This is a genomic window from Achromobacter sp. NFACC18-2, from assembly GCF_900108985.1.
Lineage (GTDB): Bacteria > Pseudomonadota > Gammaproteobacteria > Burkholderiales > Burkholderiaceae_B > Achromobacter.
In genome coordinates, this window is the sequence record NZ_FNYM01000022.1 from 15,518 (window position 1) to 42,445 (window position 26,928).

The 26,928-nt window shown below is 67.4% G+C and carries 30 protein-coding genes; 14 read left to right on the top strand and 16 right to left on the bottom strand.

All coding sequences use genetic code 11. The annotated features are described in order from the left end of the window. Positions 1 to 56 precede the first annotated feature (56 nt). The 9 genes from cyoD to BMW75_RS26035 all read right to left on the bottom strand — a co-directional run bounded on the left by cyoD (position 57) and on the right by BMW75_RS26035 (position 7,858). Entirely contained in the window at positions 57 to 407 is a 351-nt protein-coding gene (gene cyoD, locus BMW75_RS25995) for a cytochrome o ubiquinol oxidase subunit IV (RefSeq protein ID WP_076516277.1), read from the bottom strand. Next, the gene (gene cyoC, locus BMW75_RS26000; protein ID WP_092582447.1) at positions 407 to 1,021 is read right to left on the bottom strand and encodes a cytochrome o ubiquinol oxidase subunit III; all 615 of its coding nucleotides are present in this window, start codon (positions 1,019 to 1,021) and stop codon (positions 407 to 409) included. Before cyoC ends, cyoD begins: the two co-directional genes overlap by 1 nt. Positions 1,022 to 1,024: 3 nt before the next feature. After that, positions 1,025 to 3,001, bottom strand: coding sequence for a cytochrome o ubiquinol oxidase subunit I (gene cyoB, locus BMW75_RS26005; protein ID WP_092582448.1), 1,977 nt, complete (start codon positions 2,999 to 3,001; stop codon positions 1,025 to 1,027). 2 nt (positions 3,002 to 3,003) lie between these two features. Next, on the bottom strand, positions 3,004 to 3,912 hold the full coding sequence (gene cyoA, locus BMW75_RS26010; RefSeq protein WP_092582449.1) for a ubiquinol oxidase subunit II: 909 nt from the start codon (positions 3,910 to 3,912) through the stop codon (positions 3,004 to 3,006). A gap of 258 nt (positions 3,913 to 4,170) precedes the next feature. After that, a complete protein-coding gene (locus tag BMW75_RS26015; RefSeq protein WP_076516270.1) occupies positions 4,171 to 4,722 on the bottom strand; it encodes a response regulator transcription factor in 552 nt (183 codons plus the stop codon). 5 nt (positions 4,723 to 4,727) lie between these two features. Beyond that, positions 4,728 to 5,933, bottom strand: coding sequence for a HAMP domain-containing histidine kinase (locus tag BMW75_RS26020; protein WP_076516268.1), 1,206 nt, complete (start codon positions 5,931 to 5,933; stop codon positions 4,728 to 4,730). Between the two features lie 246 nt (positions 5,934 to 6,179). Beyond that, positions 6,180 to 6,668: a copper chaperone PCu(A)C gene (locus tag BMW75_RS26025; RefSeq protein WP_076516266.1), complete on the bottom strand. Its 489-nt coding sequence runs from the start codon at positions 6,666 to 6,668 to the stop codon at positions 6,180 to 6,182. Between the two features lie 20 nt (positions 6,669 to 6,688). Then, on the bottom strand, positions 6,689 to 7,312 hold the full coding sequence (locus BMW75_RS26030; protein WP_083714157.1) for an SCO family protein: 624 nt from the start codon (positions 7,310 to 7,312) through the stop codon (positions 6,689 to 6,691). A gap of 120 nt (positions 7,313 to 7,432) precedes the next feature. After that, complete coding sequence (locus tag BMW75_RS26035) at positions 7,433 to 7,858, bottom strand: DUF2946 family protein (protein ID WP_092582450.1); 426 nt, start codon at positions 7,856 to 7,858, stop codon at positions 7,433 to 7,435. Between the two features lie 198 nt (positions 7,859 to 8,056). Here BMW75_RS26035 and BMW75_RS26040 point away from each other — a divergent pair, with 198 nt between their 5' ends. Further along, positions 8,057 to 8,731, top strand: a complete 675-nt coding sequence (locus BMW75_RS26040) for a peptidoglycan DD-metalloendopeptidase family protein (protein ID WP_092582451.1) — start codon at positions 8,057 to 8,059, stop codon at positions 8,729 to 8,731. Between the two features lie 89 nt (positions 8,732 to 8,820). Here the strand turns inward: BMW75_RS26040 and BMW75_RS26045 are convergent, their stop codons facing one another. The 3 genes from BMW75_RS26045 to BMW75_RS26055 all read right to left on the bottom strand — a co-directional run bounded on the left by BMW75_RS26045 (position 8,821) and on the right by BMW75_RS26055 (position 11,148). Next, positions 8,821 to 9,576, bottom strand: a complete 756-nt coding sequence (locus BMW75_RS26045; RefSeq protein ID WP_092582452.1) for an amino acid ABC transporter ATP-binding protein — start codon at positions 9,574 to 9,576, stop codon at positions 8,821 to 8,823. Beyond that, the gene (locus BMW75_RS26050; RefSeq protein WP_056327000.1) at positions 9,573 to 10,253 is read right to left on the bottom strand and encodes an ABC transporter permease subunit; all 681 of its coding nucleotides are present in this window, start codon (positions 10,251 to 10,253) and stop codon (positions 9,573 to 9,575) included. Before BMW75_RS26050 ends, BMW75_RS26045 begins: the two co-directional genes overlap by 4 nt. Before the next feature lie 112 nt (positions 10,254 to 10,365). After that, positions 10,366 to 11,148 (bottom strand): amino acid ABC transporter substrate-binding protein, encoded by a 783-nt coding sequence (locus BMW75_RS26055; RefSeq protein ID WP_092582453.1) that lies wholly within the window; start codon positions 11,146 to 11,148, stop codon positions 10,366 to 10,368. Between the two features lie 211 nt (positions 11,149 to 11,359). Here BMW75_RS26055 and BMW75_RS26060 point away from each other — a divergent pair, with 211 nt between their 5' ends. Further along, positions 11,360 to 11,989 carry a PAQR family membrane homeostasis protein TrhA gene (locus tag BMW75_RS26060; protein ID WP_076521772.1) on the top strand — a complete coding sequence of 210 codons (630 nt, stop codon included), beginning with the start codon at positions 11,360 to 11,362 and terminating at the stop codon, positions 11,987 to 11,989. An 11-nt stretch (positions 11,990 to 12,000) separates the two neighbouring features. Here BMW75_RS26060 and BMW75_RS26065 read toward each other — a convergent pair whose 3' ends face one another. Continuing rightward, a complete protein-coding gene (locus BMW75_RS26065) occupies positions 12,001 to 12,477 on the bottom strand; it encodes an Lrp/AsnC family transcriptional regulator (RefSeq protein WP_092582454.1) in 477 nt (158 codons plus the stop codon). A gap of 137 nt (positions 12,478 to 12,614) precedes the next feature. On the opposite strand from BMW75_RS26065, the gene kynU reads away from it, so the two are divergent. After that, positions 12,615 to 13,865 (top strand): kynureninase, encoded by a 1,251-nt coding sequence (gene kynU, locus BMW75_RS26070; RefSeq protein ID WP_092582455.1) that lies wholly within the window; start codon positions 12,615 to 12,617, stop codon positions 13,863 to 13,865. Positions 13,866 to 13,942: 77 nt separating this feature from the next. After that, on the top strand, positions 13,943 to 15,349 hold the full coding sequence (locus BMW75_RS26075) for an amino acid permease (RefSeq protein WP_092582456.1): 1,407 nt from the start codon (positions 13,943 to 13,945) through the stop codon (positions 15,347 to 15,349). Positions 15,350 to 15,379: 30 nt separating this feature from the next. Here BMW75_RS26075 and BMW75_RS26080 read toward each other — a convergent pair whose 3' ends face one another. From BMW75_RS26080 to BMW75_RS26090, 3 genes are all read right to left on the bottom strand, one after another. After that, the gene (locus tag BMW75_RS26080; protein WP_092582457.1) at positions 15,380 to 15,790 is read right to left on the bottom strand and encodes a VOC family protein; all 411 of its coding nucleotides are present in this window, start codon (positions 15,788 to 15,790) and stop codon (positions 15,380 to 15,382) included. Between the two features lie 69 nt (positions 15,791 to 15,859). Continuing rightward, positions 15,860 to 16,549: a helix-turn-helix transcriptional regulator gene (locus BMW75_RS26085; RefSeq protein ID WP_076516248.1), complete on the bottom strand. Its 690-nt coding sequence runs from the start codon at positions 16,547 to 16,549 to the stop codon at positions 15,860 to 15,862. A 151-nt stretch (positions 16,550 to 16,700) separates the two neighbouring features. After that, a complete protein-coding gene (locus BMW75_RS26090) occupies positions 16,701 to 17,168 on the bottom strand; it encodes a CopD family protein (RefSeq protein WP_092582458.1) in 468 nt (155 codons plus the stop codon). 107 nt (positions 17,169 to 17,275) lie between these two features. Here BMW75_RS26090 and BMW75_RS30025 point away from each other — a divergent pair, with 107 nt between their 5' ends. The 10 genes from BMW75_RS30025 (at position 17,276) to BMW75_RS26135 (ending at position 26,918) form a co-directional block, all read left to right on the top strand. Then, positions 17,276 to 17,386, top strand: coding sequence for a pentapeptide repeat-containing protein (locus BMW75_RS30025; RefSeq protein WP_139208601.1), 111 nt, complete (start codon positions 17,276 to 17,278; stop codon positions 17,384 to 17,386). A gap of 23 nt (positions 17,387 to 17,409) precedes the next feature. After that, positions 17,410 to 17,919, top strand: a complete 510-nt coding sequence (locus tag BMW75_RS26095; RefSeq protein ID WP_092582459.1) for a sigma-70 family RNA polymerase sigma factor — start codon at positions 17,410 to 17,412, stop codon at positions 17,917 to 17,919. Further along, a complete protein-coding gene (locus tag BMW75_RS26100; protein ID WP_092582460.1) occupies positions 17,898 to 18,908 on the top strand; it encodes a FecR domain-containing protein in 1,011 nt (336 codons plus the stop codon). Before BMW75_RS26095 ends, BMW75_RS26100 begins: the two co-directional genes overlap by 22 nt. Before the next feature lie 135 nt (positions 18,909 to 19,043). Then, complete coding sequence (locus BMW75_RS26105) at positions 19,044 to 21,668, top strand: TonB-dependent receptor (protein ID WP_092582461.1); 2,625 nt, start codon at positions 19,044 to 19,046, stop codon at positions 21,666 to 21,668. A gap of 79 nt (positions 21,669 to 21,747) precedes the next feature. After that, positions 21,748 to 22,794: a hemin-degrading factor gene (locus BMW75_RS26110; RefSeq protein WP_092582462.1), complete on the top strand. Its 1,047-nt coding sequence runs from the start codon at positions 21,748 to 21,750 to the stop codon at positions 22,792 to 22,794. A gap of 18 nt (positions 22,795 to 22,812) precedes the next feature. Then, positions 22,813 to 23,643, top strand: coding sequence for a heme/hemin ABC transporter substrate-binding protein (locus BMW75_RS26115; protein ID WP_092582463.1), 831 nt, complete (start codon positions 22,813 to 22,815; stop codon positions 23,641 to 23,643). Positions 23,644 to 23,692: 49 nt separating this feature from the next. Continuing rightward, entirely contained in the window at positions 23,693 to 24,640 is a 948-nt protein-coding gene (locus BMW75_RS26120; RefSeq protein ID WP_092582508.1) for a FecCD family ABC transporter permease, read from the top strand. Beyond that, positions 24,637 to 25,425, top strand: coding sequence for a heme ABC transporter ATP-binding protein (locus BMW75_RS26125; protein WP_092582464.1), 789 nt, complete (start codon positions 24,637 to 24,639; stop codon positions 25,423 to 25,425). Before BMW75_RS26120 ends, BMW75_RS26125 begins: the two co-directional genes overlap by 4 nt. 86 nt (positions 25,426 to 25,511) lie before the next feature. Then, positions 25,512 to 25,994 (top strand): YajQ family cyclic di-GMP-binding protein, encoded by a 483-nt coding sequence (locus BMW75_RS26130; RefSeq protein WP_092582465.1) that lies wholly within the window; start codon positions 25,512 to 25,514, stop codon positions 25,992 to 25,994. An 18-nt stretch (positions 25,995 to 26,012) separates the two neighbouring features. Next, positions 26,013 to 26,918, top strand: a complete 906-nt coding sequence (locus tag BMW75_RS26135) for a LysR family transcriptional regulator (RefSeq protein ID WP_092582466.1) — start codon at positions 26,013 to 26,015, stop codon at positions 26,916 to 26,918. The last annotated feature ends 10 nt before the right edge of the window (positions 26,919 to 26,928 follow it).

The window sequence follows — 26,928 nt, forward strand, 5'->3', positions numbered from 1 at the left end:
CAAAAAAAACAGGCGCCCGAAGGCGCCTGTTTACCTGCCAGAACGGCGGGCCGTCCTTACATGGCGTGACCCATGTTGACGTTCATGTTGTACAGCACCCAGGCCGATCCACCGACGATGATGGCGATGATCATCACGGTGAAGACAAACGTGGCCAGGTTGTCACGGGCCGATTTCGAGGCGCCCATGTGCAGGAAGTACACCAGCTGAACCAGCAGCTGGAGCACGCACAGCGCCACCACGCCGATGATCGTGACGGTATGGGACAGCGCGCCGTGCATCACCAGGCCGAACGAGCCGAAGGTGAGCAGCAGCGAGAGCACGAAACCGGTGATGTAGGACTTCAGGCTGCCGTGGTCGGCGGCGTGATCGTCGTGGCCGTGTGCGGCCGCAGCGGAGTGCGACATCAGAGGGCTCCCAGAAGGTAGACAAAGGTAAAGACGCAGATCCAGACGATGTCCAGGAAGTGCCAGAACAGGCTCAGGCACGCCAGACGACGCTTGTTGATCGAGTCCAGGCCATGGCGGCGGATCATGTCGAGCATGACGATGATCCAGATCAGGCCGAAGGTGACGTGCAGGCCGTGCGTACCGATCAGCGTGAAGAACGCCGACAGGTAGGCGCTGCGGCCGGGCCCTGCGCCGATGCTGATCAGGTGATGGAATTCATAGATTTCCATCGCGATGAAGCCCGCGCCGAACAGGAACGTCACCATGAGCCAGCCCATGGCGCGGCTCTTGTTGTCGGCGTGCACGTTCAGGTTGGCCATGCCGAAGGTGAAGCTGGACACCAGCAGCAACAGCGTTTCGACCAGCACGAATTTCAGGTCGAACAGTTCCTTGCCGGACGGGCCGCCCGCGGTGGCGTTGGACAACACCGCGAACGTGGCGAACAGCACCGAGAAGATCAGCAGGTCGCTCATCAGATAGACCCAGAAACCGAAAACGGTCTTGGATCCATCGTCGTGATGCGCGTGATCGTCGTGACCCGCGTGGGGGTGAGTGGCTACGGCTTGAATCATGGCTCAGGCGGCCTTCTGCATTTTTTCAAAGTGGGCGTTTTCGATGCGTTCGACTTCCGCGGCCGGGACCCAGTAATCGACGTCGCGGTCATAGGCGCGAGCGATGAACGAACCGACCATGCCGACGAAACCGACGATAGCCATCCACCAGATGTGCCAGATCAGCGCAAAGCACATGACCAGGCCAAAGGCGCCGATCCAGACGCCAGCGGCGGTGTTCTTCGGCATGTGGATGTCTTCGTACTTGGCCGGGCGCTTGTACGCCTTGCCGCTCTGCTTGTCTTCCCAGAACTGGTCCAGTTCATCGACGTGAGGAACGTGGGCAAAGTTGTAGAAAGGCGCGGGCGACGAGATCGACCATTCCAGGGTGCGGGCATCCCAGGGATCGCCGGTAACGTCCTGGTTCTGCTTGCGCTGGCGCACGGAGACGAACACTTGTTGCAGCAGGAACCAGATGCCCAGCATGATCAGCGCGGCGCCAGCCAGCGCGACCAGCAGGTAGGGCTGCCATTCGGGGTTGTCGTAGTGGTTCAGGCGACGCGTCATGCCCTTGAAGCCCAGGATGTACAGGGGCATGAAGGCCAGGAAGAAGCCGACGAACCAGCAGTAGAACGAGTAGCGGCCCAGACGCTCGTTCAGCGTGAAGCCGAACGCCTTCGGGAACCAGTAGATCATGCCGGCGATGCAGCCGAACACCACGCCACCGATGATGGTGTTGTGGAAGTGCGCGATCAGGAACAGGCTGTTGTGCAGGATGAACGACACGCCCGGGATGGCCAGCATCACGCCGGTCATGCCGCCGATGACGAACACGATCATGAAGCCCAGCGTCCACAGCACCGGCGTCGTGATGCGCAGGCGGCCGCGGTAGATGGTGAACAGCCAGTTGAAAATCTTGGCCCCGGTCGGGATCGAGATGATCATTGTCGCGATGCCGAAGAACGCGTTGACGTTGGCCCCCGCACCCATGGTGAAGAAGTGGTGCAGCCAGACCAGGAACGACATCACGCCGATGGACGCGGTGGCGTAGACCATGGACTTGTAGCCGAACAGGGTCTTGCGGGCGAACGTGGCAACGATTTCCGAATACACGCCGAAGGCAGGCAGCACCAGGATGTAGACCTCGGGGTGGCCCCAGATCCAGATCAGGTTCACGTACATCATGACGTTGCCGCCACCGTCGTTCGTGAAGAAGTGCGTGCCCAGGTAGCGGTCCATCGTCAGCAGCGCCAGGGTCGCGGCCAGCACGGGGAAGGCGGCGACGATCAGGACGTTGGTGACCAGCGAGGTCCAGGTGAAGATCGGCATCTTCATCAGGGTCATGCCAGGCGCGCGCATGCGCAGGATGGTGACGATGAAGTTGATGCCGCTAAGCGTGGTGCCCAGCCCGGAGATCTGCAGCGCCCAGAGGTAGTAATCCACCCCCACGCTTGGACTGTAGTCCAGCCCGGACAACGGCGGATACGCCAGCCAGCCGGTCGCGGCGAATTCGCCCACGAACAGCGACAGCATCATCAGCACGACGCCGGCGCCGAACAGCCAGAAGCTCAGCGAGTTCAGGAACGGGTAGGCCACGTCGCGGGCGCCGATCTGCAGCGGCACGACGATGTTCATCAGCCCGGTGATGAAGGGCATCGCCATGAAGAAAATCATGATGACGCCGTGGGCGGTGAAGATCTGGTCGTAGTGGTGCGGCGGCAAAAAGCCCGCCGAATCGGCTGACGCGACGGCCAGCTGGGTACGCATCATGATGGCGTCGGCAAAGCCGCGCAGCAGCATGATCAGCGCGACGATGATGTACATCACGCCGATGCGCTTGTGGTCGACGGAGGTGAGCCACTCCGTCCAGAGATACTTCCACTTCTTGAAGTAGGTGATGGCGCCGAAGACCGCTAGGCCTCCCAGGCACACGGCGGCCAGCGTAACCATGACGATAGGTTCATGGTACGGAATGGCCTCGAGGGTGAGTTTCCCGAGCATTGTTAGTTGATTCCTGCGATCAGATTATTCGACGTGGAGGTGCACGTGGCGGAGTCCACGCCGGCCATCTTGGTCATCGTGCTGCCCAGGATGAAATCGAACATGGCGGGCGGCGCCGACGAGTACTTCACGACCGGATTGTGTTCGCTGCGCTTGGTCAGTTCCGCGTAGACCTCGGGGGTCAGGGCGGAGGGAGCCGACTTGGCTTCCTTGATCCAGTTGTCGAACCCTTCCTGCGACATGGCGTGGGCCTTGAAGCGCATGCCCGAGAAGCCGCCGCCGCTGTAGTTGGCCGAAATGCCGGCGTAGGTGCCGATTTCGCGCGCGTTCAGGTGCAGCTTGGTTTCCATGCCGGCCATCGAGTAGATCTGGCTGCCGAGCTGGGGAATGAAGAAGGAGTTCATCACCGATGCCGACGTGATCCGGAAGTTGACCGGAACGTCCACGGGGAACGCGATCTCGTTGACCGTGGCGATGTCGTACTCGGGGTAGATGAAGAGCCACTTCCAATCCAGCGAGACCACCTCGATGGTCACCGGCTTGTGTTCGGACACGAGCGGCTTGTAGGGATCCAGCGCGTGCGTGGAGCGCCAGGTGATCACGGCGAGAATCGCCACGATGATACAAGGGATGGTCCAGACCACGATTTCGATCGCGGTGGAGTGGGCCCACGTGGGCTGGTAGTCAGCTTTGGTATTGGAGGCGCGGTATTTCCAGGCAAAAGCCACGATCATGATGATGACTGGAATGACAACGATGAGCATGAGCCCGGTCGCGGTCAGCAGCAACGTCTTTTCCTGGATGCCGATATCTCCCTTGGGGGAGAGGATTTCCATGTTGCAGCCGCCAAGCAGCATGACCGCGCCGACGCCAAATATGCGCGTAAGGGTCGCAAGGAGGGGGTGTTTCACGTACAGCCTTGGATGGAAGGTGGAAAATGCTGCAGGGCAGCAGACTGGAATGCTGCTAGGCAGCAACCTCCATCCTATCGGTTTGATTTCGGTCAAGCCTGCGACGAATGGTCGCATTGCCTGGGAGGAATCCGGCCCAATGGCGGCGGATTCAGGGTTTTCCTAGGGGAGCGGAAGCCCCGAGGGGAGGGGGAGGGGTGCGACGATATGTCGCACCTGCACACGGGGGTGTTGTAAAGATGTGTCGCCCCGCACAAATCAATCCACGAGCACTTCGCGTTCCGGCCCCGGTTTCTTGGCCAGCTTGCGCTGGAGCGAGCGACGGTGCATGCCCAGGAGGCGCGCCGCGGCCGACACATTGCCGCCGGTCTCGTGCAGGGCCTGGTGAATGTGCTCCCATTCTAGGCGGTGCAACGGCGTCATGGTCGTTTCGATCGTAACCGTTTCTGGCTTCACCAGGCCCAGCGTGCGCAGGATCATGGGCGCCGTGGCCGGCTTGGGCAGGTAGTCGTCCGCGCCGCGCTTGATGGCCTCGACGGCGGTGGCCACGCTGGCGTAGCCGGTGACCAGCAGGATGCGCATGTCCTCGCGCAGGGCGCGCAAGGGGCGGATCAGGGTCAGGCCGGAGTCTTCGCCCAGGCGCAGGTCGACCAAGGCGAAGGCGGGGCGGATTTCTTCAGCCACGCGCAGCGCCTCGGCGATGCCGGTGGCGGTGCGGGTTTCCAGGCCGCGGCGCGACAGGCTGCGCTGCAGGGTGCGCACGTAGAGTTCGTCGTCGTCGATCAGCAGGCCAAGGTCGTTTGCATTCATCACATTCAGGTCCCGGGGTTGCCCAGGGGCAGGTAAAAGCGGATGCGGGTGCCGCCGCCTTCGGCCGCGGTCATGGTCATTTCGCCGCCCATCTGTTCGACGGTGGCATGCGACAGCGCCAGGCCCACGCCCAGGCCGCCCGGCTTGCCGCTGTTGAACAGGCTGGTCGCGGGCAGCAGGGTATGGTCGGGGTCGAAGCCCCGTCCGTAATCCCGGACTTCCCCGCGCAGGGCGCCATAGCCGTATTCCAGGTGCAGGTCCACGCGGGGCGCCTCGGCCGCCTCGCCCGCGTCCGCCGCGTTGTTCAACAACGCCTGCAGCAGATGGGCGATGGCCGGATCGACGCGCAGGCTGGTGGGCAAGGTGCCCGAGCGCTGCAAGTCGATGGTCGGGCGGATCAGGCGCCATTGCCCCACCACGCGAACCAGGTCCACGGCGGTTGGGACCGCCAGATTGCGGATGCGTTCCCGGCACAGGGCCAGGAGCTGGCTCAGGGTGGCGACGTCGGCGCGCAGGTCCTCGTCGTCCTGGACCTCGGCGGCGATCTCGTCGGTCAGGAGCGTCATGGTGGCGAGGGGAGTGTTCAGTTCGTGCGCCATCGCGGCCGCGTGGGTCGCCAGGGCGACGATGCCCTCGTTGCGGGTGAAGCGTTCGCGCAGGCGGGCCAGTTCGCGCTCGCGGGCGCGCATGTCGGCGGCCAGGCGCGTCGAGAACACCAGCACCACCACGACCGAAATCAGGAAATTGGCGCCCAGGCCCCACAGCAGCAGATTGTGGGGATCGACGTCCCCGCGCAGGGGCTGGCCGAAAACGGCGGCCGCGGCGTAGCCCAGCACGCCGGCCAGCGCCGCGGCAAGGGCCCAGTTGCGGGGCAAGGCCAATGCGGCCAGCGCCGTCAGGATCAGGAACATCGTCCCGAACGGATTGCTGATGCCGCCGCTCCAGCCCACCATCCAGGCCAGCACCGCCATGTCGACGAACAGGTGGCCAAAGGCGGTGGCGTGGGACAGGTCGCGCGGATGCCGCAGGCGCAGGCTGGCGTAGACGTTAAAGCCGATCAAGAGGCCCACGCCCAGCCACAGCGGCTCCAGCGGCAGGTCCAGCCCGAGCACGCTGCTGGCCAGCAGAATGGTGGCGGCCTGGCCCGCGATGGCAAGCCAGCGCAGGCTGCAGAGGGTACGCAGGAAGGAAAAGGCGGAACTACCGGGCATATCCAGATACAGAGGCGCCGGCCAGCCAGCCGGCAGTTACGGGCGCCCGGCTGCGCGGAACGCTGGCATCCTGAGCGCGGCGGCAGTGGCCGGCTGCTGCCCGGACCTCATGGCGCGGGCGGCGGATGTGCAGGCATTGTATGGTGAATCGGGGCGGCACGCTGTCCGGGCGGCATTGGATGCGTCCCTGATATGTGCGCCCCGCATCCGGGCCGGCGCGCGACGCGCGCCCGCTCCGAAGAGGCTTCAATGGTGGTGACCGGCCGCCGGTGCGGCGGCGGCGTTCAGCGGCCGCGCCACCGCGTCCACCGGCACGCGCCGCTGCTGGCGCGCCGCGTCTTCCACGATGAGCGTCAGCGAGACGTGGTCCCCCGGCGAGATCGGACGGGCCAGGTCGATGAGCATGACGTGATAACCGCCCGGCTTGAGGTCCACCGCCTGGCCGGCCGGCAGGTCGATGCCGGCCACCTGGCGCATTTTCATGACGTTGTCCTGCATCGCCATTTCGTGCACTTCCACGTGCTTGGCCGCCTGCGACTCCACGCCGACGAGCCGGCCCGCCTGGGCGGAGGTCAGGCGCATGAACACGCCGGTCGCGTGCTGGTTGGGGACGGTGGCGCGCACCCAGGGGTCCTGCACGGCCAGTCCGGCGTCCTGCGCCAGGGCCGGGAGCGTGAATCCCGCCAGCGCCAGGGCGAAGACGGCGGCCAGGGGTTTGATCGAGATCTTGGTCATGGTGGTTTCCTTTGGGTGAGTCAAAGCACGGTGCGCAGGTCTTGCGCGCATTCCTGCGCCGTCTGCTGATGGCGCAGCGCGACGCGCAGCTTGCCCTGGGCGTCGATGAGGTAGGTCAGCGCGGTGTGGTCCATGGTGTAGGAAGAGCCCGTCGCGACCTTCTGGTAGAAGACCTTGAAGGACTGGGCGGCGGCCCGGGTCTGCTCCGCCGTGCCGCGCAGGCCGATGAAGCCGGGATCGAACGCCTGCGTGTACGCCCGCAGGATCTCGGCCGTGTCGCGTTCGGGGTCCACGGTAATGAAGAGGACGCGGAGCTTGTCGGCGTCGGCGCCCAGCAGCGACTTGATCTCGACCGCGCGGGTCAGCGCCGTCGGGCAGATGTCCGGGCATTGCGTGAAGCCGAAGAACAGCATGACGGGATGGCCGCGGTAGTCGGCCAGGGTGCGCGTCTGGCCGGCGGTGTCCTGCAACTGGAAGTCGCCGGCCGGCATGCTGGACAGGTCCATGCCGTGCAGGGGGGGCGTGTCGGGGCCGCAGCCGGCGAGCGGCAGCAGCGCCAGGGTCGACAGCAGCAGGCGTCGCCGCGGATCGGGCGCGGCAGCGCGTGGCGCGCCGGCTGGCGCGCGCGAAAAGAGGGAATGCATGTAAAGCCTCGGGATTGACGGGTCGGCCGCGCGGTGGCGCCGCGCGGCAAGTGCCGCCCGCAGTCCCTCGCCACTAAATATAAGTAGGGCGGCAAGGCACGCGGACGGACCTGGACGGAGTCAGGCCCGTGGTGGAGGCGCGCGGGAGCCGAGCGGCGGCCCTTGGGCCGGCTGCGCGGGCAGGAAGGGGGGAGCGGGCGGGGGCGGAGGATGTCCGGCGGCCGTCAGCAGCAGCGGCGTCATGGGCGGCGCGGTGGCGGGCGTGACGTGCGCGAGCAGGCCGAAGGGACACTGCGCGCCGGTGTCCGCGGCGCCGTGGCCCGCCTTGCCATTGCCATCGGTGGGCAGCGCCACGTTCAATACCGACAAGTCGCCCGCTGCCGAGCAGAACGTGACCTCCAGGCGGCCATCGTGCAGCGCGCGCGTGTCCGGCATGTAGCCGGCGGGGACCAGGGCCCGCAGCGCCAGGGCCAGGAGCGCCAGCCATAGCACGCCCTCGGCGCGCAGGGCGCGCAACGTGCACAGGAGGCGGGTCGTGGATGGCATGCAGGCATTCTATGCCAAGCGGTCCCGATTTCTTGGTACCCTTGAACGCACTTCGTTCCGACACGCGACCCCGTGCCCCAGGTTTCAGAGCTTTCCTTGTCCGTTTCGACCTTGCCCGTTTCGACCTTGTCCTTTGCCGTCCAGTCCCCCGCAAGGGGCCGTGCGGGATCCTTCGCCCGATGGTGGCGGGGCGCGCTGATGGCGGGGCTGCTGGTGCTGCTGGCCGCCTGCGGCACCACCAAGGTCCAGCCCGGCTACTACCGCGTCGAGTCGGGCGACACTCTCTATCAGATTGCGCGCAAAGAAGGGGCCAGCGTGCGCGACCTGGTGCGGTGGAACAACCTGTCGAACGCCAATTCGATCGAAGTCGGCCAGGTGCTGCGGGTCGATCCGCCCGCCGGGCAAGCGCGCACCTCGCCGCCGCGCAAGGCCAGCAGCAAGCCCAAGCCCAAGTCCGCGCCGCGCGCCACCGCCTCGTCCGGCAAGCGGCGCACCGCGCCGCCGGGCGCGATTTCGCTGGTCTGGCCCGCGCAGGGCAAGGTCACGCGCGGTTACGACGGATCCCACTCGAACGGCATCGTCATCACCAATGCCGCCGGCACCCCGGTCGTGTCCGCGGCGCAGGGCACGGTGGCCTATTCGGGCAGCGGCCTGCGCGGCTACGGCCATCTGGTGATCGTGAAGCACAACGCCAGCTTCCTCAGCATCTACGCGCACAACAGCAAGCTGCTGGTCAAGGAAGGGCAGCGCGTGTCCCAGGGGCAGAAGATTGCCGAAATGGGCAACAGCGACAGCAAGCAGGTGGGGTTGTATTTCGAATTGCGCTACGACGGCCAGGCCGTTGACCCGGCGGGATCGCTGCCGCCGAAGTAGCGGGCGGTGGACGCGCCCGCGCCGGCGCGGTGTCTGACACCCTGTGCGGCGTTCCAGCGGGTGTCAGGCACCGAAGCCGAAGACGGCCGCTAGATCGCGGCTTCCTGCGTCAGCGTCGACACGAACGCCGCGGTGCGCGAATCGGCGGGGCGCGTGAACACGGTGCGGGAATCCCCGGCTTCGACCACCACGCCATCCAGCAGGAATACCACTTCGCGCGACACGCTGGCGGCCAGCCGAAGGTCATGCGTGGCCATCAGCATGGTCATGCCTTCCGCGGCCAGCTGGCGCAGCACGTCGACCACCTCGGCGGCCAGTCCGGGGTCCAGCGCCGAGGTCGGCTCGTCGCAAAGCAGCACGCGCGGCGCGGGCGCCAGCGCGCGGGCGATGGCCACGCGCTGCTGCTGGCCGCCCGACAGGTTGGCCGGCCAGGCGTCCGCCTTTTCCAGCATGCCCACTTTGCGCAGCAGTTCCTCGGCTCGCGCGCGGGCACGGTCGGCGGGCCATTTCTGCACCGTCACCAGCCCCTCCATGACGTTGGCCACGACGGTCTGGTGCGGAAAGAGCTGGAAGTTCTGGAACACCATGCCGGTCTGCTTGCGCACGGCCTGGACCTGCTCGCGCGCGAGCTTGCGTCCGGGTTCGAAATCGACCGTCTCGGGTCCGATCTCCAGGCGGCCGCGGTCGGGGACTTCCAGCAGGTTCACGCAGCGCAGCAGCGTGCTCTTGCCGCTGCCCGACGGGCCGATCAGCGCGGTGACGCTGCCTTCGTCGATCTGCACGTCCACCTGCTTGAGCACGGGATTGCCGCCGAAGGACTTTTCGATTTTTTCAAGGCGGATCATCGGGTCTTCTCGCTGAACATGGCGTGCTGGCCGAAGCGCCGCTCCAGCCGCACCTGCGCCGCCGACAACACGGAACTGAATGCCAGGTAGATCAGTGCGGCCTCGGTATAGAGGATCAGCGGCTCATAGGTGACGGCGGCGATGCGCTGCGCGGCCTGGAAGATCTCGGGCACCGTCAGCACGGCGGCCAGCGAGGTGTCCTTGACCAGCGCGATGAAGGAATTGGACAGCGGCGGCACGGCCACGCGGGCGGCCTGCGGCAGGATGGTGCGGCGCAGGGCCTGGCCGCGCGTCATGCTGAGCGAATAGGCCGCTTCCCATTGGCCCTTGGTGATGGATTCGATCGCGCCGCGGATCACTTCGGAGTTGTAGGCGCCGACGTTCAGCGTGAAGCCGATCAGCGCGGCGGGCAGGGGATCCAGCACGATGCCCACGCTGGGCAGGCCGTAGAAGATGACGAAGAGCTGCACCAGCAGCGGGGTGCCGCGGATGAGCCAGACATAGAAGCGCACCACCGCCACCAGTGGCGCGGGGCCGAACAGGCGGATGAGCGCCACCACGAAGGCGAGCGCCAGGCCCAGCGCAAAGGACATCAGCGTGAGCGGCACCGTGAACACCAGCCCCGCATGCAGCAGCGGCCAAAACGAATCCGCCATGAGCTGCACCCAGGCCGGCACTGTCCATTCGCCTATTTTTGCCAGCAGCCAGTCGGGCAGGAGGGCGTGCAGCCAGGTGGGCAGCGTCATGGGCGCTCCTATTGCTTATAGGCCTATAGCGGCTTATTGCGGCTTATTGGGCGGACAGGTCCGTGCCGAAGTACTTGACCGAGATGGTCTTGTACGTGCCGTCGGCCTTCATGTCGGCCAGCGCCTTGTCGATGGCGGCCTTGAGTTCCGGATTGCCTTTGCGGATCAGCACGCCGGAATTGCTGAATTCCGCCGTCTTGTCCGTGGCCGCGATCTTCACGCGGGCGTTGGGCTTCTGCTTCTTGAAGTCCAGGAAGGACAGGTTGTCGTTGACCGTGGCTTCGACGCGGCCGGAGGTCAGCAGGTCGATGGCCTCGTTAAAGCCCTGCACGGCGACCACTTCTGCGCCGTGGCTTTGCGCCAGCTTGCCGAAGTTGCTGGTCAGCGTATTGGCGGACTTCTTGCCCTTCAGGTCCGCGAAGGACTTGATGCTGGTGTTGTCGTCGCGCACGATCAGTACGGCGGCGGACGAGATGTAGGGATCGGAAAAATCGTACTTGGCGCGGCGCGCCTCGGTGATGCCCACCTGGTTGATGACCGCGTCATAGCGCTTGGCGTCCAGACCCGCGATGAGACCGTCCCACTTGCCTTCCACGAACTGCGCCTTCACGCCCAGGCGCTCGGCGATGGCGCGGCCGATGTCCACGTCAAAGCCGGTCAACTGGCCGGAGGCATCGTGGTACGTGAAGGGCGCGTAGGTGCCCTCGGTGCCGATCTTGAACACGCCCGCGGATTTGATCTGGTCCAGCCCGGACTGGGCGTGGGCGGCGGACAGCGCGGCGGCCTGCATGAGGCCGGCGACGAGAAGCGTACGGAAGAGTTTCATGGCAATGCTCCACGGGTGATCACGGTGGAGAGCATGTGGGCCTGCAATGCCCTCCGGCTTAGCCGCACTCTAACAACCGGCCTATTTTTCCACAAAGCATATGGAATAGTAAAAATATAGCTGCAGGTCATATGGCGACGCTTGTCCCGCTTCTGTCACACATGCCCGCCATGATGGCGGGCACCGGCATGGAGCCGGGGCGGGGGCGCACATGCAGCATGGCGAACGACTCAATGGCGTGACCCATTTGACCGGGCTGGCGCTGGCGGTGCTGGCGTCCGGCGCATTGCTCACGCGCGCGGCCGAATTGCGGGTGGACACGCGCCAGATCATCGGCTGCGCCGTGTTCGCGGCGTCGATGATCGCGGTGTATGCGTCGTCGGCCCTGTTTCACTGTTCGCAGGGCCGCCGCAAGGCGATGTGGGCCAAGGCGGACCACTGCGCGATCTATCTGCTGATCGCCGGCACCTATACGCCGCTGGCGTTCGGTCCGGTGGACCACGGCTGGGGCGCGGCGATGGGGGTCGCGATCTGGTTGCTGGCCTTCGTGGGCATCAGCCGCGAACTCTGGTGGGCGCGCGGCGCCCCGCCGGCCTTGCCGCTGTACCTGGCGATGGGCTGGCTGGGCGTGGCGTTCGCCGCGCCGATCGCGGGCGCGCTATCCACGGCGGGACTGGCCTGGCTGCTCGCGGGCGCGGCCATCTACACCACGGGCACGCTGTTCTACGCGAACGACAAGCGTTGGCGCCACGCGCACGGCATCTGGCATCTTTTCGTCATGGCCGGCACGGCCTGCCACTTCGTGACGGTTTTCGGTTTCCTGGAACACGCGCCCGCCTAGCGGCGCGGCGGCTACTGCCGCCAGGCGGACAAGGGCAGCATGCCTTCGCGGCTTTTCACTTTGCGCATGACGATGTGCGAGCACAGGTCGCGCACGCCGGCCAGTTTGCTGAGCTTGTCCTCCACGAAGGTCGAGAACGCGGCCAGATTGCGCGTGCGCACGGTCAGGATGTAGTTGGAAGCGCCCGTAACGATGCTGGCCTCGGTGATTTCGTCGTGCAGCGCGATGCCGGCCAGGAATTCTTCGTGCCAGCCCACGCGCGACTGGTCCAGCGACACATGGACGATGGCCTCCAGTTCAAAGCCGAGTTTTTCGGCGTCCAGCACCGCGCGATAGCCCCGGATGAGGCCCGCTTCCTCCAGCGCGCGCACGCGGCGCAGGCAGGCCGACGGCGACAGCGCCACCTGCTCGGCCAGGTCCTGGTTGCTGAGGTGGCCGTCTTCCTGCAGGCGGGCAAGAATGCGCCGGTCTATGGCGTCGATCTGCATGGCGCAATCCAATTCTGAAAATGGCGAATGGATGCAATTTAATGCGGAAAACCCGGGTAAGTCACGACCGATTTTGCAATTTATCGGCACCTGCGCGCTGATAGTATTTAACGCGAAACCGCTAGAAGGAACGGAACATGAACACTCGCGAAGCCTGCGTGAACGCCGACCGCAAGGATCCCCTGGCCCCCTTGAAAGACCAGTTCGAGCTGCCGCCCGGCGTGCTCTACCTGGACGGCAATTCCCTGGGCGTGCTGCCCAAGACCGCCGCGGCCCGCGCCGCGCAGGTGATCGGCCAGGAATGGGGCTCGGGCCTCATCCGCAGCTGGAACACGGCCGGCTGGTTCGACTTGCCCGCGCGCCTGGGCGACAAGCTGGGCGGCCTGCTGGGCGCGCGCGAGGGCGAACTGGTCGTCACCGACACCACGTCGCTGAATATCTTCAAGGCGCTGGCCGCCGCGCTGCGCATCCAGCAGGCAAAGCACCCGGCGCGCCGCGTCATCCTGTCCGAGCGCGACAACTTCCCCACCGACCTCTACATGATCCAGGGCATGATCGACCTGCTGCAGCAGGGCTACGAAATGCGCCTGATCGACGACGATCTCCCGCTGGACAAGGCGCTGGACGATTCCGTCGCCGTCATGCTGCTGTCCCACGTCAATTACCGAAGCGGCCAGATGCACGATATGGCCGCCGTCACCGCGCAGGCGCATGAGCGCGGCGCGCTGGCCATCTGGGACCTGGCCCACGCCGCCGGCGCCGTGCCCGTGGACCTGAACGGCGCCAACGCGGACTTCGCGGTCGGCTGCACGTACAAGTACCTGAACGGCGGCCCGGGGTCGCCGGCCTTCATCTGGGTCGCGCCGCGCCACACGCAGGATTTCTGGCAGCCGCTGTCGGGCTGGTGGGGACACAGCCGCCCGTTCGACATGGCGGTGGCGTATGAGCCCGCGGGCGGCATCCGCCGCTACCTGTGCGGCACCCAGCCCATCGTGTCGCTGTCGCTGGTCGAGTGCGGCCTGGACGTGGCGCACGCGGCCGGCATGGATCAGGTGCGCAAGAAATCGCTGGCGCTGGGCGACCTTTTCATCGACCTGGTCGAATCGCGCTGCGCCGGCCACCCGCTGACGCTCGTGACGCCGCGCACGCACGCCGACCGCGGCAGCCACGTGAGCTTTCGCCATCCCAACGGCTTCGAGGTGATGCAGGCCTTGATCGCGCGCGGCGTGATCGGCGACTACCGCGAGCCCGAAGTGTTGCGCTTCGGGCTCACGCCCCTGTACATCGGTTATGCCGACGTCTGGGACGCCGTCGACATCCTGAAGGACGTGCTGGACACGCGCGCCTGGGACAAGCCCGAGTTCAAGCAGCGCTCCGCCGTGACCTGATCCCGGACGTTGCACCTGGCCGCGCCGGCCTTCCAAGCCGCCATCCCCAATAAAACAGCGCAGTAAAGGAGGAGACAATGCAACAACAGAAAGGATTCGGGCGGATCGCCGAACGCGAGCAGGGGCTCAAGCGCCGCCTGACGTCCGGGCAGATGAGCATGATCGCCATTGGCGGGGCCATCGGCACGGGGCTGTTCCTGGGCAGCAAGTTCGCCATCGGCTTTGCCGGCCCCAGCGTGCTGATCAGCTATGCCATCGGCGGGTTCATCACCCTGCTGCTGATGGCCTGCCTGGCGGAAATGACGGTCGCGCATTCCACGTCGGGCTCCTTCGGCGCCTACGCCGAACACTACATCGGCCCGCTGGCCGGCTTTCTGGTGCGCTATGCGTACTGGTCCTGCGTGGTCCTGGCCGTGGGCACCGAAGTGACGGCGGTGGCCGAGTACATGAGCTTCTGGTTTCCCGGCGTGCCCGGCTGGCAATGGGTGTGCCTGTTTTCGGCGGCGCTCATCGTCATCAATGCAATGAGCGTCAAGGCGTTCGGCACCATCGAATACTGGTTTTCGACCATCAAGATCAGCGCCATTGTCGGCTTCATCATCCTGGGCGCGTATGTGGTGTGGGGCAGCCCGCAGTACGGCGCCGCGCTGTACACCTCGCATGGCGGCTTCTTTCCGAACGGCGTGTGGGGGATGTGGATCGCGGTGGTGATCTCGATCTTCAGTTATCTGAGCGTCGAGATGATCGCCGTGGCGGCGGGCGAAGCCGAGGATCCCGAACGCGCCGTCAAGCAGGCGTTTCGCGCCACCATCATCCGGCTGGTCGTCTTTTATCTGCTGACGCTGGCGCTGATCCTGGCCATCGTGCCGTGGGACGAAGCCGGCAAGGGCGGCAGCCCGTTCGTGAAGGTGATGCAGGCGCTGGAGATTCCGGGCGCGGCCGGCGTCATCAACTTCATCGTGCTGGTGGCGGCGCTGTCGGCCATGAACAGCCAGCTCTACATCACCACCCGCATGATGTTCAGCCTGTCGCGCGCGGGCCACGCGCCGTCGGCGCTGGGCCGGCTGACGCGCAGCGGCACCCCGCTGAACGCGCTGCTGCTGTCCACCAGCGGCATCGCCATCGCCACGGTGCTGAACGTGCTGTATCCCGAGACGGCCTTCACGCTGATGATGGCCATCTCGATGTTCGGCGCGCTGTTCACGTGGATGATGATCTTCGTCACGCACTACTTCTTTCGCCGCCGCTGGGTGCGCGAAGGCGGCGAGCGGCTGTCGTTCCGCATGCCGGGCTTTCCCGTGCTGACGCTGCTGGGCGCGGTGGCGATGCTGGCGATCCTGGTCACCACCTGGTTCACCAGCGTGTTCAAGATGACGCTGGTGTTCGGGGTGCCGTTCCTGCTGTTGCTGGCCGCGCTGTATTACCTGCTGTTCAGGAAACGCGCGCAGGCGGTGGCGCTGAACGCAAGCCGCCAGCAGGCCTGACGCGCGGCGGCGCGGCCTGCGCCCGCCTCGCTAGACGGCGGCAACCGCGCGCTCGGACCGGGCCGCGACCGGCGGGGACGCGGGGGCAAAGACCCGCAGCCGGTGGCCGTCGGGATCCAGCGCGACGAACGTGCGTCCGAAGTCCATGTCGGTCGGGGCCTGCAGGATCGGCAGTCCGCGCAGGCTCCAGTCCACATGGCGCTGGTCGACGGCGTCGGCATCGGACACGGAGAAGGCCAGTTCGGACGCCCCGCCGCGCCCGGCCGCCGCGGGCGCGGCGGCGTAGCGCGACCACAGGCCCAGCATCAGCCCGGAGTCCAGCGCGAACAGCGCGAACGTCGGCGATGCATCGACGGGCGGGCGCTGGAGCAGCGCGCTGTAGAAGGCGGCGCTGGCCTGCGGATTTTCCACATACAGGATGACGAAATTGGTGTCTGACATGATGCGCTCCGGGTGATTGACGCGCTCATGATAGGCAGGGGTGCTGTCAGTTTTTGGCAGTAGCGTACGTCAGTCTTTGCGCGCCTCGTGCTCCAGCGCGCGCCATTCCTTGAGCAGCATGTGCCGGCGTTTGGGGTACCGGTCCGCAATGGCCAGCGTGGCGATGCGGTCGGTGCGGAAATGCCGGAAGTCGCCGCGCAATTCGCACCACGCCATCACCAGGCGCACGCTGTCGAAGAACCCCAGCGCAAATGGCCAGATGACCCGGCTGGAATCGGACCCCTTGTCGTCGCGGTACGTGATGTCCAGCTTCTGCTCGGCGCGGATCGCCTGGCGGATCAGCGCCACGTCGACCCGGTCCGTCACCGCGACGGCGCTGGGAGCGACCAGCAGCGGAATGGCGTCCAGCTCGTCGCGCAGCTCCTGCGGCAGCACCGCGCCGATCTTGGCCAGTGCATTGCGGGCCGCCAGGCCCAGGCGCTCGTCCGAGCGGCGGGCCACCCAGCGCGTGCCCAGCACCAGCGCCTCGATCTCTTCGGTGCTGAACATCAGCGGCGGCAGCATGAAGCCGGGCCGCAACACATAGCCGACCCCGGGCTCGCCCTCGATCTCCGCGCCCTGGCATTGCAGCGTGGCGATGTCGCGATACAGGGTGCGCAGGCTGATGCCCATCTCGGCCGCAAGCCGGCGGCCGCTGACGGGCAGGCGGTGGCGGCGCAGGGTCTGGAGGAGCTCCAGGAGGCGTTCGGTGCGGGACATGGGGCGGGCGGAAGAGGGACGCCGCAATACTGCCATGAATTGGCAGCAGGCGGTGCTCAACAGATCCGGAGCGGCCGGATGCAATGCCCCGGACATTCCCCAAGGCCGACGCCGGCCGCCCTGCCGCGCCAGGCCGCGCGGGTTCCGCCCGCTACACCAGGAAAACGACGGCGACGATGGCGATCCCGAGCAGCAGGTTCACGCCCACCCAGCGCCGCACGCCGGCCATGGCCCGGCCGCCCGCGGGCCAGTCGGACGCCGCCACGGCCGCGGCCAGCCGCTTGTACAGCGCGAACCGGATGTGGCCGTAGATGGCCATCATGACGATGCCGCCCGAGGCCATCAGCGTCCAGCTCCTGGGCATGAAGAAGGCGCCGCCCGTCTGCGCCGCCTGGCTGGCGGCCAGGCCGATCATTCCGGCGCCGGTCAGCAGAATCAGGGCGATGGCCGCCATCACGGCGTCCAGGAAAGGCCCCAGCACCGAGGACATGAGTTTCAGCCGAACGGGGGGCTCCAGCTTCGCGGCCGCCGGCCGCAGGAAACAGTGGGCGAAGAACATGCCGCCCACCCAGAGGATCACGGCGATGACGTGGACGAATTGCAGGACGGCGTAGAGCATGAGGTCAGCCTGAGGAAAGCGGCGCCGCGGGAGGCGGGCACCGTACGGATGATATCTCCGCAAGGCCGGCGCGCGGACTTGACCTGGATCAGGGTTTTGCATTTAGAATGAGATTGATTTCTATTTGTAGTTGTGATTTTTGTCGTTGTGATTTTTGTCGTTGTGATTTTTGTCGTTGTGATTTTTGTCGTTGTGATTTTTGTCGTTGTGATTTTTAGCGTTGTGAGTCAGGGAGCCATCCGTGCCGAATTCCGTGCTCGCCTCGGGCGATGCCGTCAATCTCCTGTATCGCGCCCATCACGGGTGGCTGCATGGGTGGCTGCGCGCCAAGCTGGGCAATAGCTTCGATGCCGCCGATCTTGCGCAGGACACGTTCGTGCGCGTGCTGCGCCACCGCCACGAGCTGGATGCGCTGCGCGAGCCGCGCGCCTACCTGACCACGATCGCCAAGCGCCTGCTCTTGAACCACCACCGACGCCGCTCGGTGGAGCAGGCCTATCTCGAGGCCCTGGCCTTGATGCCCGAGGCGCTGGTTCCCTCCGCGGAGCAGCGCCTCATCATCCTGGAGACGCTGCAGGAAATCGAAGAGATGCTGGCGGGCCTGTCGCTGCCCGCCCGCCAGGCTTTCCTGATGGCGCAACTGGAAGGCCTGAGCCACGGCGAGATCGCCGCCAGGCTCAACGTGTCGCTGCGCACCGTGCACCGCTACATCACCAAGGGATACGAGCAATGCATCATGGCGGTGATGTGAGCCCCCAGGCCGACGCGGCCGGCGAGCTGCCGGCCGTCGAGCGCAACGTCGCGCGCGAAGCCGCGCGCTGGCTCTTGCGGCTGAGCTCGGGACGGGCCACGGACGCGGACGTGCATGCCTGCGACCAGTGGCGCGCCAGCAAGGCCGAACACGAATACGCCTGGCAGCGGGCGCAGCGGGTGAATGCGCGCTTCGGGCTGATTCCGTCGGCGCTGGGCATGGCGACGCTGGATCGTCCGGATCTCAAGCGCCGCCGCGCCGCCTTGAAGACGCTGGTGGCCCTGGTGGTGGCCGGACCGGCGGGCTGGGCGGCCTGGCGCGCCGATCCCCTGGACTGGAGCGCCGACTACCGGAGCGTGGTGGGCGAACGGCGCGACGTCAAGCTGGCCGACGGGTCCACCCTGCACTTGAACACGTCCAGCGCCGTCGACGTGCTGTTCGACGACGCGACGCGGCTGCTGCGGCTGCGCGGCGGAGAGATCGCCGTCCATGCCGTGGCGGACCCGGCCAGCCACCCGCGGCCATTCATCGTGCGCACGCGGCTCGGGGACATCGAGGCGCAGGCGTCGCGATTCTGTGTGCGCCAGGAAGGCGGGCGCTGCCAGCTCAGCGTGCAGGAAGGCCGCGTGCGCGTCAGCAGCCCCGCGCAGCCGGGCCGCTTCGTCAGCGTTTCGGCGGGCGAGCAAAGCAGCCTGTCGGCCAACGGCGCCGCGGCGGCGACGCCGGCCGATCCGCATGCCAGCGATTGGCTGCGCGGCGTGCTGTACGCCAGCGCGCTGCGGCTGGATGCCTTCGCGGCGGAACTGGGCCGCTACCGACAGGGCATCCTGCGCTGCGATCCCGAGATCGCGCACCTGCGCATCTCGGGCGCGTTCCAGTTGCACGACACCGACGCGGTGCTGGCGGCCCTGCCGGCGACCCTGCCCGTGCAGGTGCGCTACCGCACGCCGTACTGGGTGACGATTGTTGCGCGCGAGGCGGCGGCGTGACGGCGGCGCGGGCGACGGGCTTTTTTGGCCGCGCGCAAAAAAACTTTTGAAAATGCTGTCCGGTTCTGAATTCCCGAGGGTCATGGTCTGTATAGGCACACGGATGCCGATACCTGTTGGATCGAAAGGACGACCATGGCTTACTTCCCCGCCGGCCGCGCAAGCGGCTCCCGACCAGCCCGAGGCGCGCAATGCCGGCTGACCCGTCTTACCGCCGCGGTGCATGCCGCGCTGGCCCTGGCCGCGGCATCCGCCGCGATGCTGCCGATGGCGGCAGCGCAGGCGCAGGGAACGGCGGCCGCGCAGGCGGGAGCACGCGGCTACAGCATCCCGGCGGGGGCGCTGGCCGACGCATTGCCGCGCTTTGCGGACAGCGCGGGCGTGACGGTGCTGTTCGACGCGGCGCTGGTGGGACAACGCCGCACCGCGGGGCTGCAGGGGGAGTATTCCGTGCATGAAGGCTTCTCGCGTCTTCTGGCGGGCAGCGGCCTGGGCGTGCAGGAGCGCAGCGCGGGCGTGTTCGTGCTGCAGGCCCTGCCTCAGGGCGCCGTGACGCAGCTCGCGCCGGTCCTGATCGACGGGGAGGCCGCGGTCATCACGCCGGCCTGGACCACCACCACTGACCGCCGCCGCCTGGACGACCTGCAGATCCGGAGCTGGACCGACCTGAGCCGGCGCGCCGAACCCGGCGTGAGCTTCAATCGCCAGACCAACAGCATCAACATCCGCGGCCTGGACCAGGACCGGGTGCTGACCCGCGTCGATGGCATCCGCCTGCCCTGGCTGGACGACGGCGCGCGCGGCGTGAAGGGCGGGCTGGAAGCCGTGGATTTCAACAGCCTGTCGCGCCTGGACATCGTGCGCGGCGCGGACGCGACCGGCGGCGGCTCGGGCGCGATTTCCGGCATCGCCGACCTGCACACCCTGAATCCCTCGGATCTGCTGGGCGGCGGCAAGCGCTTCGGCGCGCTGGCCAAGACCGACTATGACTCCGCCGACAGCAGTTGGGGCGCCAACGCCGCGCTGGCCGGCCAGATCCACAGCAACACGTTCTGGCTGGTGCAGGCCGGCGTGCGCAACGGGCACGAACTGGACAACCGCGGCGAGGTCGGCGGCTATGGTCCCAACCGCAGCAAGCCCAGCCCCGAGGACTATGACCAGCGCAGCTTCCTGATGAAGCTGCAGCAGCGCGTGGACGGCGCCCATCTTTTCGGCCTGACGGGCGAATACTTCAAGCGCGACGCCGACATCGACAGCAAATGGGAGCAGGGCCCCGGCACCAGCTACCTGATCGGCGAAAACAGCACCCGCAAGGAAACCGAGCGCGAGCGCGTGTCGTTCGACTACACGTACACCGCGCCGGATTCGGGCAGCCTCATCGACACGGCCAACGCGGTGGTCTATTGGCAGCGCGTGCGCCTGGACAACTCGCAGAACGGCATCCGCGGCGTCGACGCGCGCGCCCGCATCATTCCGGGCGACCCGTTCCGCTACGGCTTTCCCAATGGTCCGTATGGCCGCAGCAATTCGATCCAGCAGACCTTGTTCGGCGCCAGCACCGAATTCACCAAGCGCATCGCGGGCGAGTCGGTGGCGCAGCTATGGTCTTTCGGCGGCGAGTGGTACGGCAACAAGACCGAGCAGAATTCCAGCGGCTACGACAACTGCCCCGCGATCCGTCCCGGCACGCCCGCGCCATTCGGCCCGCGCGCCTGCGACATGCTGCACACCAACCAGGCCGACGTGCCGCAATCCAAGGGCAACCAGTGGGCGCTGTGGGTGCAGGACGAGTTCAGCTTTGCCGACGGGCGCTACACGCTGGCGCCGGCCGTGCGCTACGACCATTACGAGCAAAGGCCGCAGTCCAGCGCCAGCTACGAAAGCAATCCGAACGCGGGCGCGCTGCCGCCGACCAACAGCGGCAGCCGCTTTTCGCCCAAGCTGCTGGCCACGTGGCGGGCGGCCGGCCAGCTCAGCCTCTATGCGCAATACGCCTATGGCTTCAAGGCCCCCAGCGCCACGCAGCTCTACACCAACTATGGCGGCCCCGGCACGTACCTGCGCGTGGGCAATCCGTACCTGAAGCCCGAAACCAGCAAGGGCTGGGAGCTGGGCGCCAAGATCGGTTCCGACGACCTGGGCGGTGCGGTATCGTTGTTTGATAATCGTTATCAGAACTTCATCGATGGCGATGTGCCGCTCAATCCCGATTCGCCGCAGTGGCAGCCGGGGTGGGCGGGGCAGTATCCGCTGGGCGTGACGGGCAACGTCAACCGCGCCAAGGTCCGCATCTACGGCGCCGAGGCGAGCGCGCACTGGAAGTTCGCGCCGGGCTGGCGCACCTGGGGCTCGCTGGCGTGGGCGGTGGGCAAGGACGAGGGCACGGGGCAGTACCTGAATTCCGTGGCGCCGCTCAAGGCGGTGCTCGGCGTGGGTTATGGCCGCGACGTGTGGGGCGTGGATGCGATGCTCACCACGGCAATGCAGCGCAACAAGGTCGAATATCCGGAGGCCTCGGCCGATGCGCCCAACCCCGATTTCAAGGCGCCGGGCTATGGCGTGGTCGACCTGATGGGGTACTGGCGTCCCGCCGCGGTGAAGGGATTGCAGGTGCAGGCGGGGGTGTTCAACCTCTTCGACAAGAAGTACTGGGAGGCCATCAACGTGCCGACCGCGGGCGCCACCGCGATTCCGCGCACGGTCGACTGGTACACGGAACCGGGACGCAGCGTGCGCGTTTCGCTGACGTATCAATATTGAGTTCGGTCCGCCGCCGTTCGGCGCTGACCGGACCGGCGGCGGTTTTCAGCAATGGTTTGCACTGGCCGGAGGGCCTACGATGACGAATACCGATTTCAGGATCCGCGCTGAAGCATTGCGCGCCCGCAACGAGGCCCTGGCCGCCTCCCAACCCGGGCTGCGCGCCCGCAACCTGGCCCAGGCGCTGGGCGTATCCGAAGCCGAGTGGGTGGCCGCGGGCTGTGGCGGCGTGAAGGCCACCGCGCTGCACGGCACGCCGCAGGAGATCTTCCGCGAACTGGGCACGCTGGGCGAGGTCATGGCGCTGACGCGCAACGACTGGTGTGTGCACGAACGCCACGGCAGGTACGAGGACATCCAGGCCGAAGGTCCGGTGGGCCTGGTGCTGGGACCGGACATCGACCTGCGCGTGTTCTTCACCGCGTGGAAGTCGGCCTGGGCGGTCGAGCAGGACGGGCGCCACAGCCTGCAGTTCTTCGACGGCGCGGGCGTGGCGGTGCACAAGGTGTACCGCACCGATGCCACCGATGCGGCCGCGTATGACGCGCTGGTCGCGCGGTTCGCGGGCGAATCGCAATGGCCCGTGGCGCAGCCCTACGCGCCGTCCGCCGATGCCGGGCAGGTCGAGGACGCGCAGGCCTGGCGCGAAGCCTGGCTGGGCATGAAGGACACGCACGAATTCTTCCCGCTGCTGCGCAAGTTCAAGGTGTCGCGCCTGGCGGCCCTGGCGGCGGCCGGCGAAGACCTGGCGCAGCCGGTGCCGGCCGACGCCGTGGAACGCATGCTGCAATCGGCGTCGGAATCGGGCCTGCGCATCATGTGCTTCGTGGGCAACCGCGGCATGATCCAGATCCACTCCGGCCCCGTGCAGTCGCTGCGCCGCACCGGTCCGTGGTTCAACGTGCTGGACCCGACATTCAACCTGCACCTGGATACGACGGCCATCGCCTCGGCGTGGGTGGTCAACAAGCCTACGGCGGACGGCTGGGTGACCTCGCTGGAGGTGTACGCCGCCACCGGCGACCTGATCGTGCAGTTCTTTGGCGAACGCAAGCCGGGCAAGCCGGAACTGGCGCCATGGCGCGAACTGATGGTCGGCCTGTGCAGCGCCCCGCTGGCCGCTTGAGCACATAAGGAAATGGCGATGAAAAAATGGTTGGCAGGGTTGGCGTGGATGCTGGCGGCAAGCGCGCAGGCGGCGCCGCCCGAGCGGGTCGTGACGCTGGGCGGCAGCGTGACTGAGATCGTGTATCGGCTGGGGCAGGGCGGCAAGCTGGTGGGAGACGATCTGTCCAGCCTGTACCCGGAGGCCGCGACCAAGCTGCCGCGCGTCGGCTATTACCGCGCGGTGCCGGTCGAGGGCGTGCTGGCGCTCCAGCCCGACCTGGTGCTGGCGTCCGAGCAGGCGGGGCCGCCCGACGCCCTCAAGCGCCTGGGCGAGGTCGGCGTGCGCATCGTCACCGTGCCGGATTCGCCGTCGGTGGAGTCGCTGAAGGCGCGCATCCGCAACATTGCCGACGCGCTCGACGCGGCGCCGGCGGGCGAAGCCCTGGTGTCCGAGATCACCCGCGACCTCCAGGCGGTCGAGGCGATTCCCGGCACCGGCGCGCGCGCGATCCTGCTGCTCAACCGCACCGGCACGCTGCAGGGCGCGGGCGGCGGCACGGCCGCCAACGAGGTCATGACGATGGCGGGACTGGTCAACGTGCTGAAGGACCAGCATGGCTACAAGCCGGTGTCCGCCGAGGCCGTCAGCGCGCTGGCGCCCGAAGTGATCGTCGTGACCCGCACGTCGCTGGACGCGTCGGGCGGCCTGGACAAGCTGCTGGCCCAGCCGGGCATCGCGTCCACGCCCGCCGCCGCGCGCAAGCGCGTCATCGTCATGGACGACCTGCTGCTACTGGGCATGGGCCCGCGCTTGCCGTTGGCGCTGACCGAACTCAAGCGGGAGGCGGCCGGTGTCATGGGGCGCTAGCGCCAGGCGCGCACCCGCGCCGCTGGCGCTGGCGGCGCTGGCAGCGGGCCTGCTGCTGGTGGCGCTGGCCGCGAGCAGCAGCGGCGCCGTGCAGATTCCCTTGCGCGACATCCCCGCGCTGCTGTGGGGCCAGCCGGCGGCCGGGGACGCGCTCTGGCGCAACGTGCTGATCGACATCCGGCTGCCCCGCGTGCTGTTCGCCATGGTGGCGGGCGCCGCGCTGGCCATATCGGGCGCGGCGATGCAGGCCCTGTTCCGCAATCCCTTGGCCGAGCCCGGCCTGATCGGGATTTCGGCGGGGGGCTCGCTGGGCGCGGTGGCCGCCATCGTGCTGACCTCGGGCGGATTCTGGGTGCTGGCGCCGGCCGCCTTTGCGGGCAGCCTGCTCGCCACCTTCTGCGCCTATGCGCTGGGCCGCCGCGTGCCCGGCGTGGCCGGCCTGCTATTGGCGGGCATTGCCATCAACGCGGTGGCCGGGGCCATGATCGGGCTGTTCACCTTCGTGGCCAACGATGCCCAGTTGCGCGACCTGACGTTCTGGACCATGGGCAGCCTGGCCGGCGCGAAGTGGTCGCTGCTGGCGTTCCTGGGGCCCTGGGTGTTGCTGATGTCCTGGTGGCTGATGCGCCAGTGGCGCGTGATGAACGCCCTGCTGCTGGGCGAGCGCGAAGCGCAGCACCTGGGCTATGCGCTCAAGCGCGTGCGCGCGCAACTGGTGCTGGCGTGCGCGCTGATCGTGGGGCCGCTGGTGGCCGCGACGGGCGGCATCGGCTTCGTGGGCCTGGTGGTGCCGCACCTGGTGCGCATGACGCTGGGCGCCAACCACCGCTGGCTGCTGCCCGCCTGCGTGCTGGGCGGCGCGCTGGCGCTGACGCTGGCCGACTGGCTGGCGCGGGTGGCGGTGGTGCCGGCCGAACTGCCGATCGGGCTGGTGACCAGCCTGGTGGGCGGTCCCTTTTTCTTGTGGCTGCTGGCGCGCGGCCGGAGGCATGGATGATGCTCGCGGCCGAGAACCTCATACTGACGCGCGGCGGCAACCGCATCCTGGACCAGGTGTCGCTCGCGGTGCGGCCCGGCGAAGTGGTGGGCCTGCTGGGCGCCAACGGCGCGGGCAAGTCGACGCTGCTGGGCGCGATGTCCGCCGAACTGGCGCCCGAGTCCGGCACGGTGCGGCTGGGCGACGCCGATGTGCAGGGGCTGGGCCACCGGCAACAGGCCCGGCGGCGCGCCGTGCTGCCCCAGAAGCCCGGCCTCGCCTTTGACCTGGACGTGCGCGAGGTGGTGGCGATGGGCGCCTATCCCTTTCCGGAGCTGTCGCCCGCGCAGGTGGAGGCGCTGGTCGAGCAGGCGCTGGGCTGGGCCGACGTGACCCACCTGAACGCGCGGCGCTATCCCGAACTTTCCGGCGGCGAACAGCAGCGCGTGCAGTTCGCCCGCGTCCTGGTGCAGTGCAAGGCGGCGCGCGTGGACGGCGAGCCGCGCTATCTGCTGCTGGACGAACCCACCGCCAGCCTGGACCCCAGGCACCAGGGCGACCTGCTGCGCGTGGCGGCGGGCCTGGCCCATGCCGGCGATACGGGGGTACTGGTGATCCTGCATGACATGAACCTCGCGGCGCGCTGGTGCGACCGCCTGCTGCTGCTCTGCGGCGGCCGCGAAATCGCGGCGGGCGCGCCGGCGCAGGTGCTGACGCCGAAGAACCTGCACTTGGCCTACGGCATCGACGCCCACGTCATGCCCCATCCCCTGCGGCCGGACCGGCTGCTGGTGGTGACGGCCTGACGGCACGTCGGCGTGACGCGGCGCGCGGGGCCGGTAAAATGGCGGGCATTGCATTGCGCCATTCATTTCCTACAGGATCCCGTGTCATGCCTACTTTTGACGTCGTCTCCGAAGTCGACAAACACGAATTGACCAACGCGGTCGACCAGGCCAACCGCGAATTGTCCACGCGCTTCGACTTCAAGGGCACCGAAGCCAAGTTCGAACTCGACGGCTACGTCGTGACCCAGGTCGCCTCCAGCGCATTCCAGCTCAAGCAGATGCTGGACATCCTGCGCGGCCGCCTGTCGGCGCGCGGCATCGACGTGCGCTGCCTGGACGTCGCCGACCCGCTCGAAAACCTGGGCGGCGCCCGCCAGAAGGTCACCATCAAGCAGGGCATCGAACAGCCCGTCGCCAAGAAGCTCATCGCCGCCATCAAGAACGCCAAGCTCAAGGTGGAATCGCAGATCAACGGCGACAAGCTGCGCATCTCGGGCAAGAAGCGCGACGATCTGCAGACCGCGATCGCGCTGCTGAAAAAGACCGACGTCGACCTGCCGCTGCAGTTCGAGAATTTCCGCGACTGACGGCACGGGCCCGCACCGATGGGGCATTCCGGCGAACTGCTCCTGGTCGTGGAGCTTGCGCGCGCCGGCGGCATGTCGGCGGCCGCGCGTGAGCTCGACGTCACGCCCGCCGCCGTCAGCAAACGGCTGGCGCAGATCGAGGCGCGGCGGGGCGTGCGCCTTTTCAACCGCAGCACGCGCCGCCTGAGCCTGACCGCCGAAGGCGAGGTCTACCTGGAAAACGCCCGGCGCATCCTGGGCGAAATCGACGACCTGGACGAGCTCATCGCCAGCCGCCAGGCCAGCCCGCGCGGCCTGCTCAAGGTCAATGCGCCGCTGGGCTTCGGCCGCAGCTACATCGCGCCGGCCATCGCGGAATTCGCGCAGCAGTATCCCGAGGTCTCGCTGCAATTGCAGTTGACCGACCGGCCTGCGGATTTCGTGCGGGAGGCGTTCGACGTCGCGGTGCGCTTTGGCGATCTGCCCGACACCAGCCTCATCGCGCGCAAGATCGCGCCCAATCGCCGCCTGGTCTGCGCCTCTCCCGGCTACCTGAAAACGCACGGCGTACCCGCCACGCCGCATGACCTTGCGCGCCATCAATGCATCGTGCTGCGCCAGAACGAGGCCGCCTACGGCCTGTGGCGGTTCACCAAGGGCCGGCGCAGCGAGACCGTGAAGGTGCGCGGCAACCTGAGCAGCAACGACGGCGAGGTCACGCTGACGTGGGGGCTGGCCGGCCTGGGCATCCTGCAGCGCGCCGAATGGGACCTTGCGCGCTACCTGCGCAGCGGCCGGCTGGTGCAGGTGCTGCAGGACTATGCGCTGCCGCAGGCCGACATCTATGCCGTCTTTCCCGAACGCCACCACCTGTCCGCCAAGGTGCGCGCCTTCGTGGATTTCCTGGTGGGCTACTTCCGGGAAGGATCGGAAGGCCGCTGGTAGCGCTGGCGAC

Coding starts and splice junctions, on each gene's coding strand:
- BMW75_RS26055 (WP_092582453.1), bottom strand. CDS start 11,148: ATGAAACTCTTCCGTACGCTTCTCGTCGCCGGCCTCATGCAGGCCGCC.
- cyoB (WP_092582448.1), bottom strand. CDS start 3,001: ATGCTCGGGAAACTCACCCTCGAGGCCATTCCGTACCATGAACCTATC.
- BMW75_RS26110 (WP_092582462.1), top strand. CDS start 21,748: ATGACGAATACCGATTTCAGGATCCGCGCTGAAGCATTGCGCGCCCGC.
- BMW75_RS26090 (WP_092582458.1), bottom strand. CDS start 17,168: ATGCTCTACGCCGTCCTGCAATTCGTCCACGTCATCGCCGTGATCCTC.
- BMW75_RS26045 (WP_092582452.1), bottom strand. CDS start 9,576: ATGATCCGCCTTGAAAAAATCGAAAAGTCCTTCGGCGGCAATCCCGTG.
- BMW75_RS26100 (WP_092582460.1), top strand. CDS start 17,898: ATGCATCATGGCGGTGATGTGAGCCCCCAGGCCGACGCGGCCGGCGAG.
- BMW75_RS26060 (WP_076521772.1), top strand. CDS start 11,360: ATGCAGCATGGCGAACGACTCAATGGCGTGACCCATTTGACCGGGCTG.
- kynU (WP_092582455.1), top strand. CDS start 12,615: ATGAACACTCGCGAAGCCTGCGTGAACGCCGACCGCAAGGATCCCCTG.
- cyoD (WP_076516277.1), bottom strand. CDS start 407: ATGTCGCACTCCGCTGCGGCCGCACACGGCCACGACGATCACGCCGCC.
- BMW75_RS26030 (WP_083714157.1), bottom strand. CDS start 7,312: ATGCATTCCCTCTTTTCGCGCGCGCCAGCCGGCGCGCCACGCGCTGCC.
- cyoC (WP_092582447.1), bottom strand. CDS start 1,021: ATGATTCAAGCCGTAGCCACTCACCCCCACGCGGGTCACGACGATCAC.
- BMW75_RS26080 (WP_092582457.1), bottom strand. CDS start 15,790: ATGTCAGACACCAATTTCGTCATCCTGTATGTGGAAAATCCGCAGGCC.
- BMW75_RS26020 (WP_076516268.1), bottom strand. CDS start 5,933: ATGCCCGGTAGTTCCGCCTTTTCCTTCCTGCGTACCCTCTGCAGCCTG.
- BMW75_RS26085 (WP_076516248.1), bottom strand. CDS start 16,549: ATGTCCCGCACCGAACGCCTCCTGGAGCTCCTCCAGACCCTGCGCCGC.
- BMW75_RS26035 (WP_092582450.1), bottom strand. CDS start 7,858: ATGCCATCCACGACCCGCCTCCTGTGCACGTTGCGCGCCCTGCGCGCC.
- BMW75_RS26040 (WP_092582451.1), top strand. CDS start 8,057: ATGGCGGGGCTGCTGGTGCTGCTGGCCGCCTGCGGCACCACCAAGGTC.
- BMW75_RS26125 (WP_092582464.1), top strand. CDS start 24,637: ATGATGCTCGCGGCCGAGAACCTCATACTGACGCGCGGCGGCAACCGC.
- BMW75_RS26135 (WP_092582466.1), top strand. CDS start 26,013: ATGGGGCATTCCGGCGAACTGCTCCTGGTCGTGGAGCTTGCGCGCGCC.
- BMW75_RS26025 (WP_076516266.1), bottom strand. CDS start 6,668: ATGACCAAGATCTCGATCAAACCCCTGGCCGCCGTCTTCGCCCTGGCG.
- BMW75_RS26115 (WP_092582463.1), top strand. CDS start 22,813: ATGAAAAAATGGTTGGCAGGGTTGGCGTGGATGCTGGCGGCAAGCGCG.
- BMW75_RS26065 (WP_092582454.1), bottom strand. CDS start 12,477: ATGCAGATCGACGCCATAGACCGGCGCATTCTTGCCCGCCTGCAGGAA.
- BMW75_RS26015 (WP_076516270.1), bottom strand. CDS start 4,722: ATGAATGCAAACGACCTTGGCCTGCTGATCGACGACGACGAACTCTAC.
- BMW75_RS26105 (WP_092582461.1), top strand. CDS start 19,044: ATGGCTTACTTCCCCGCCGGCCGCGCAAGCGGCTCCCGACCAGCCCGA.
- BMW75_RS26130 (WP_092582465.1), top strand. CDS start 25,512: ATGCCTACTTTTGACGTCGTCTCCGAAGTCGACAAACACGAATTGACC.
- BMW75_RS30025 (WP_139208601.1), top strand. CDS start 17,276: ATGAGATTGATTTCTATTTGTAGTTGTGATTTTTGTCGTTGTGATTTT.
- BMW75_RS26075 (WP_092582456.1), top strand. CDS start 13,943: ATGCAACAACAGAAAGGATTCGGGCGGATCGCCGAACGCGAGCAGGGG.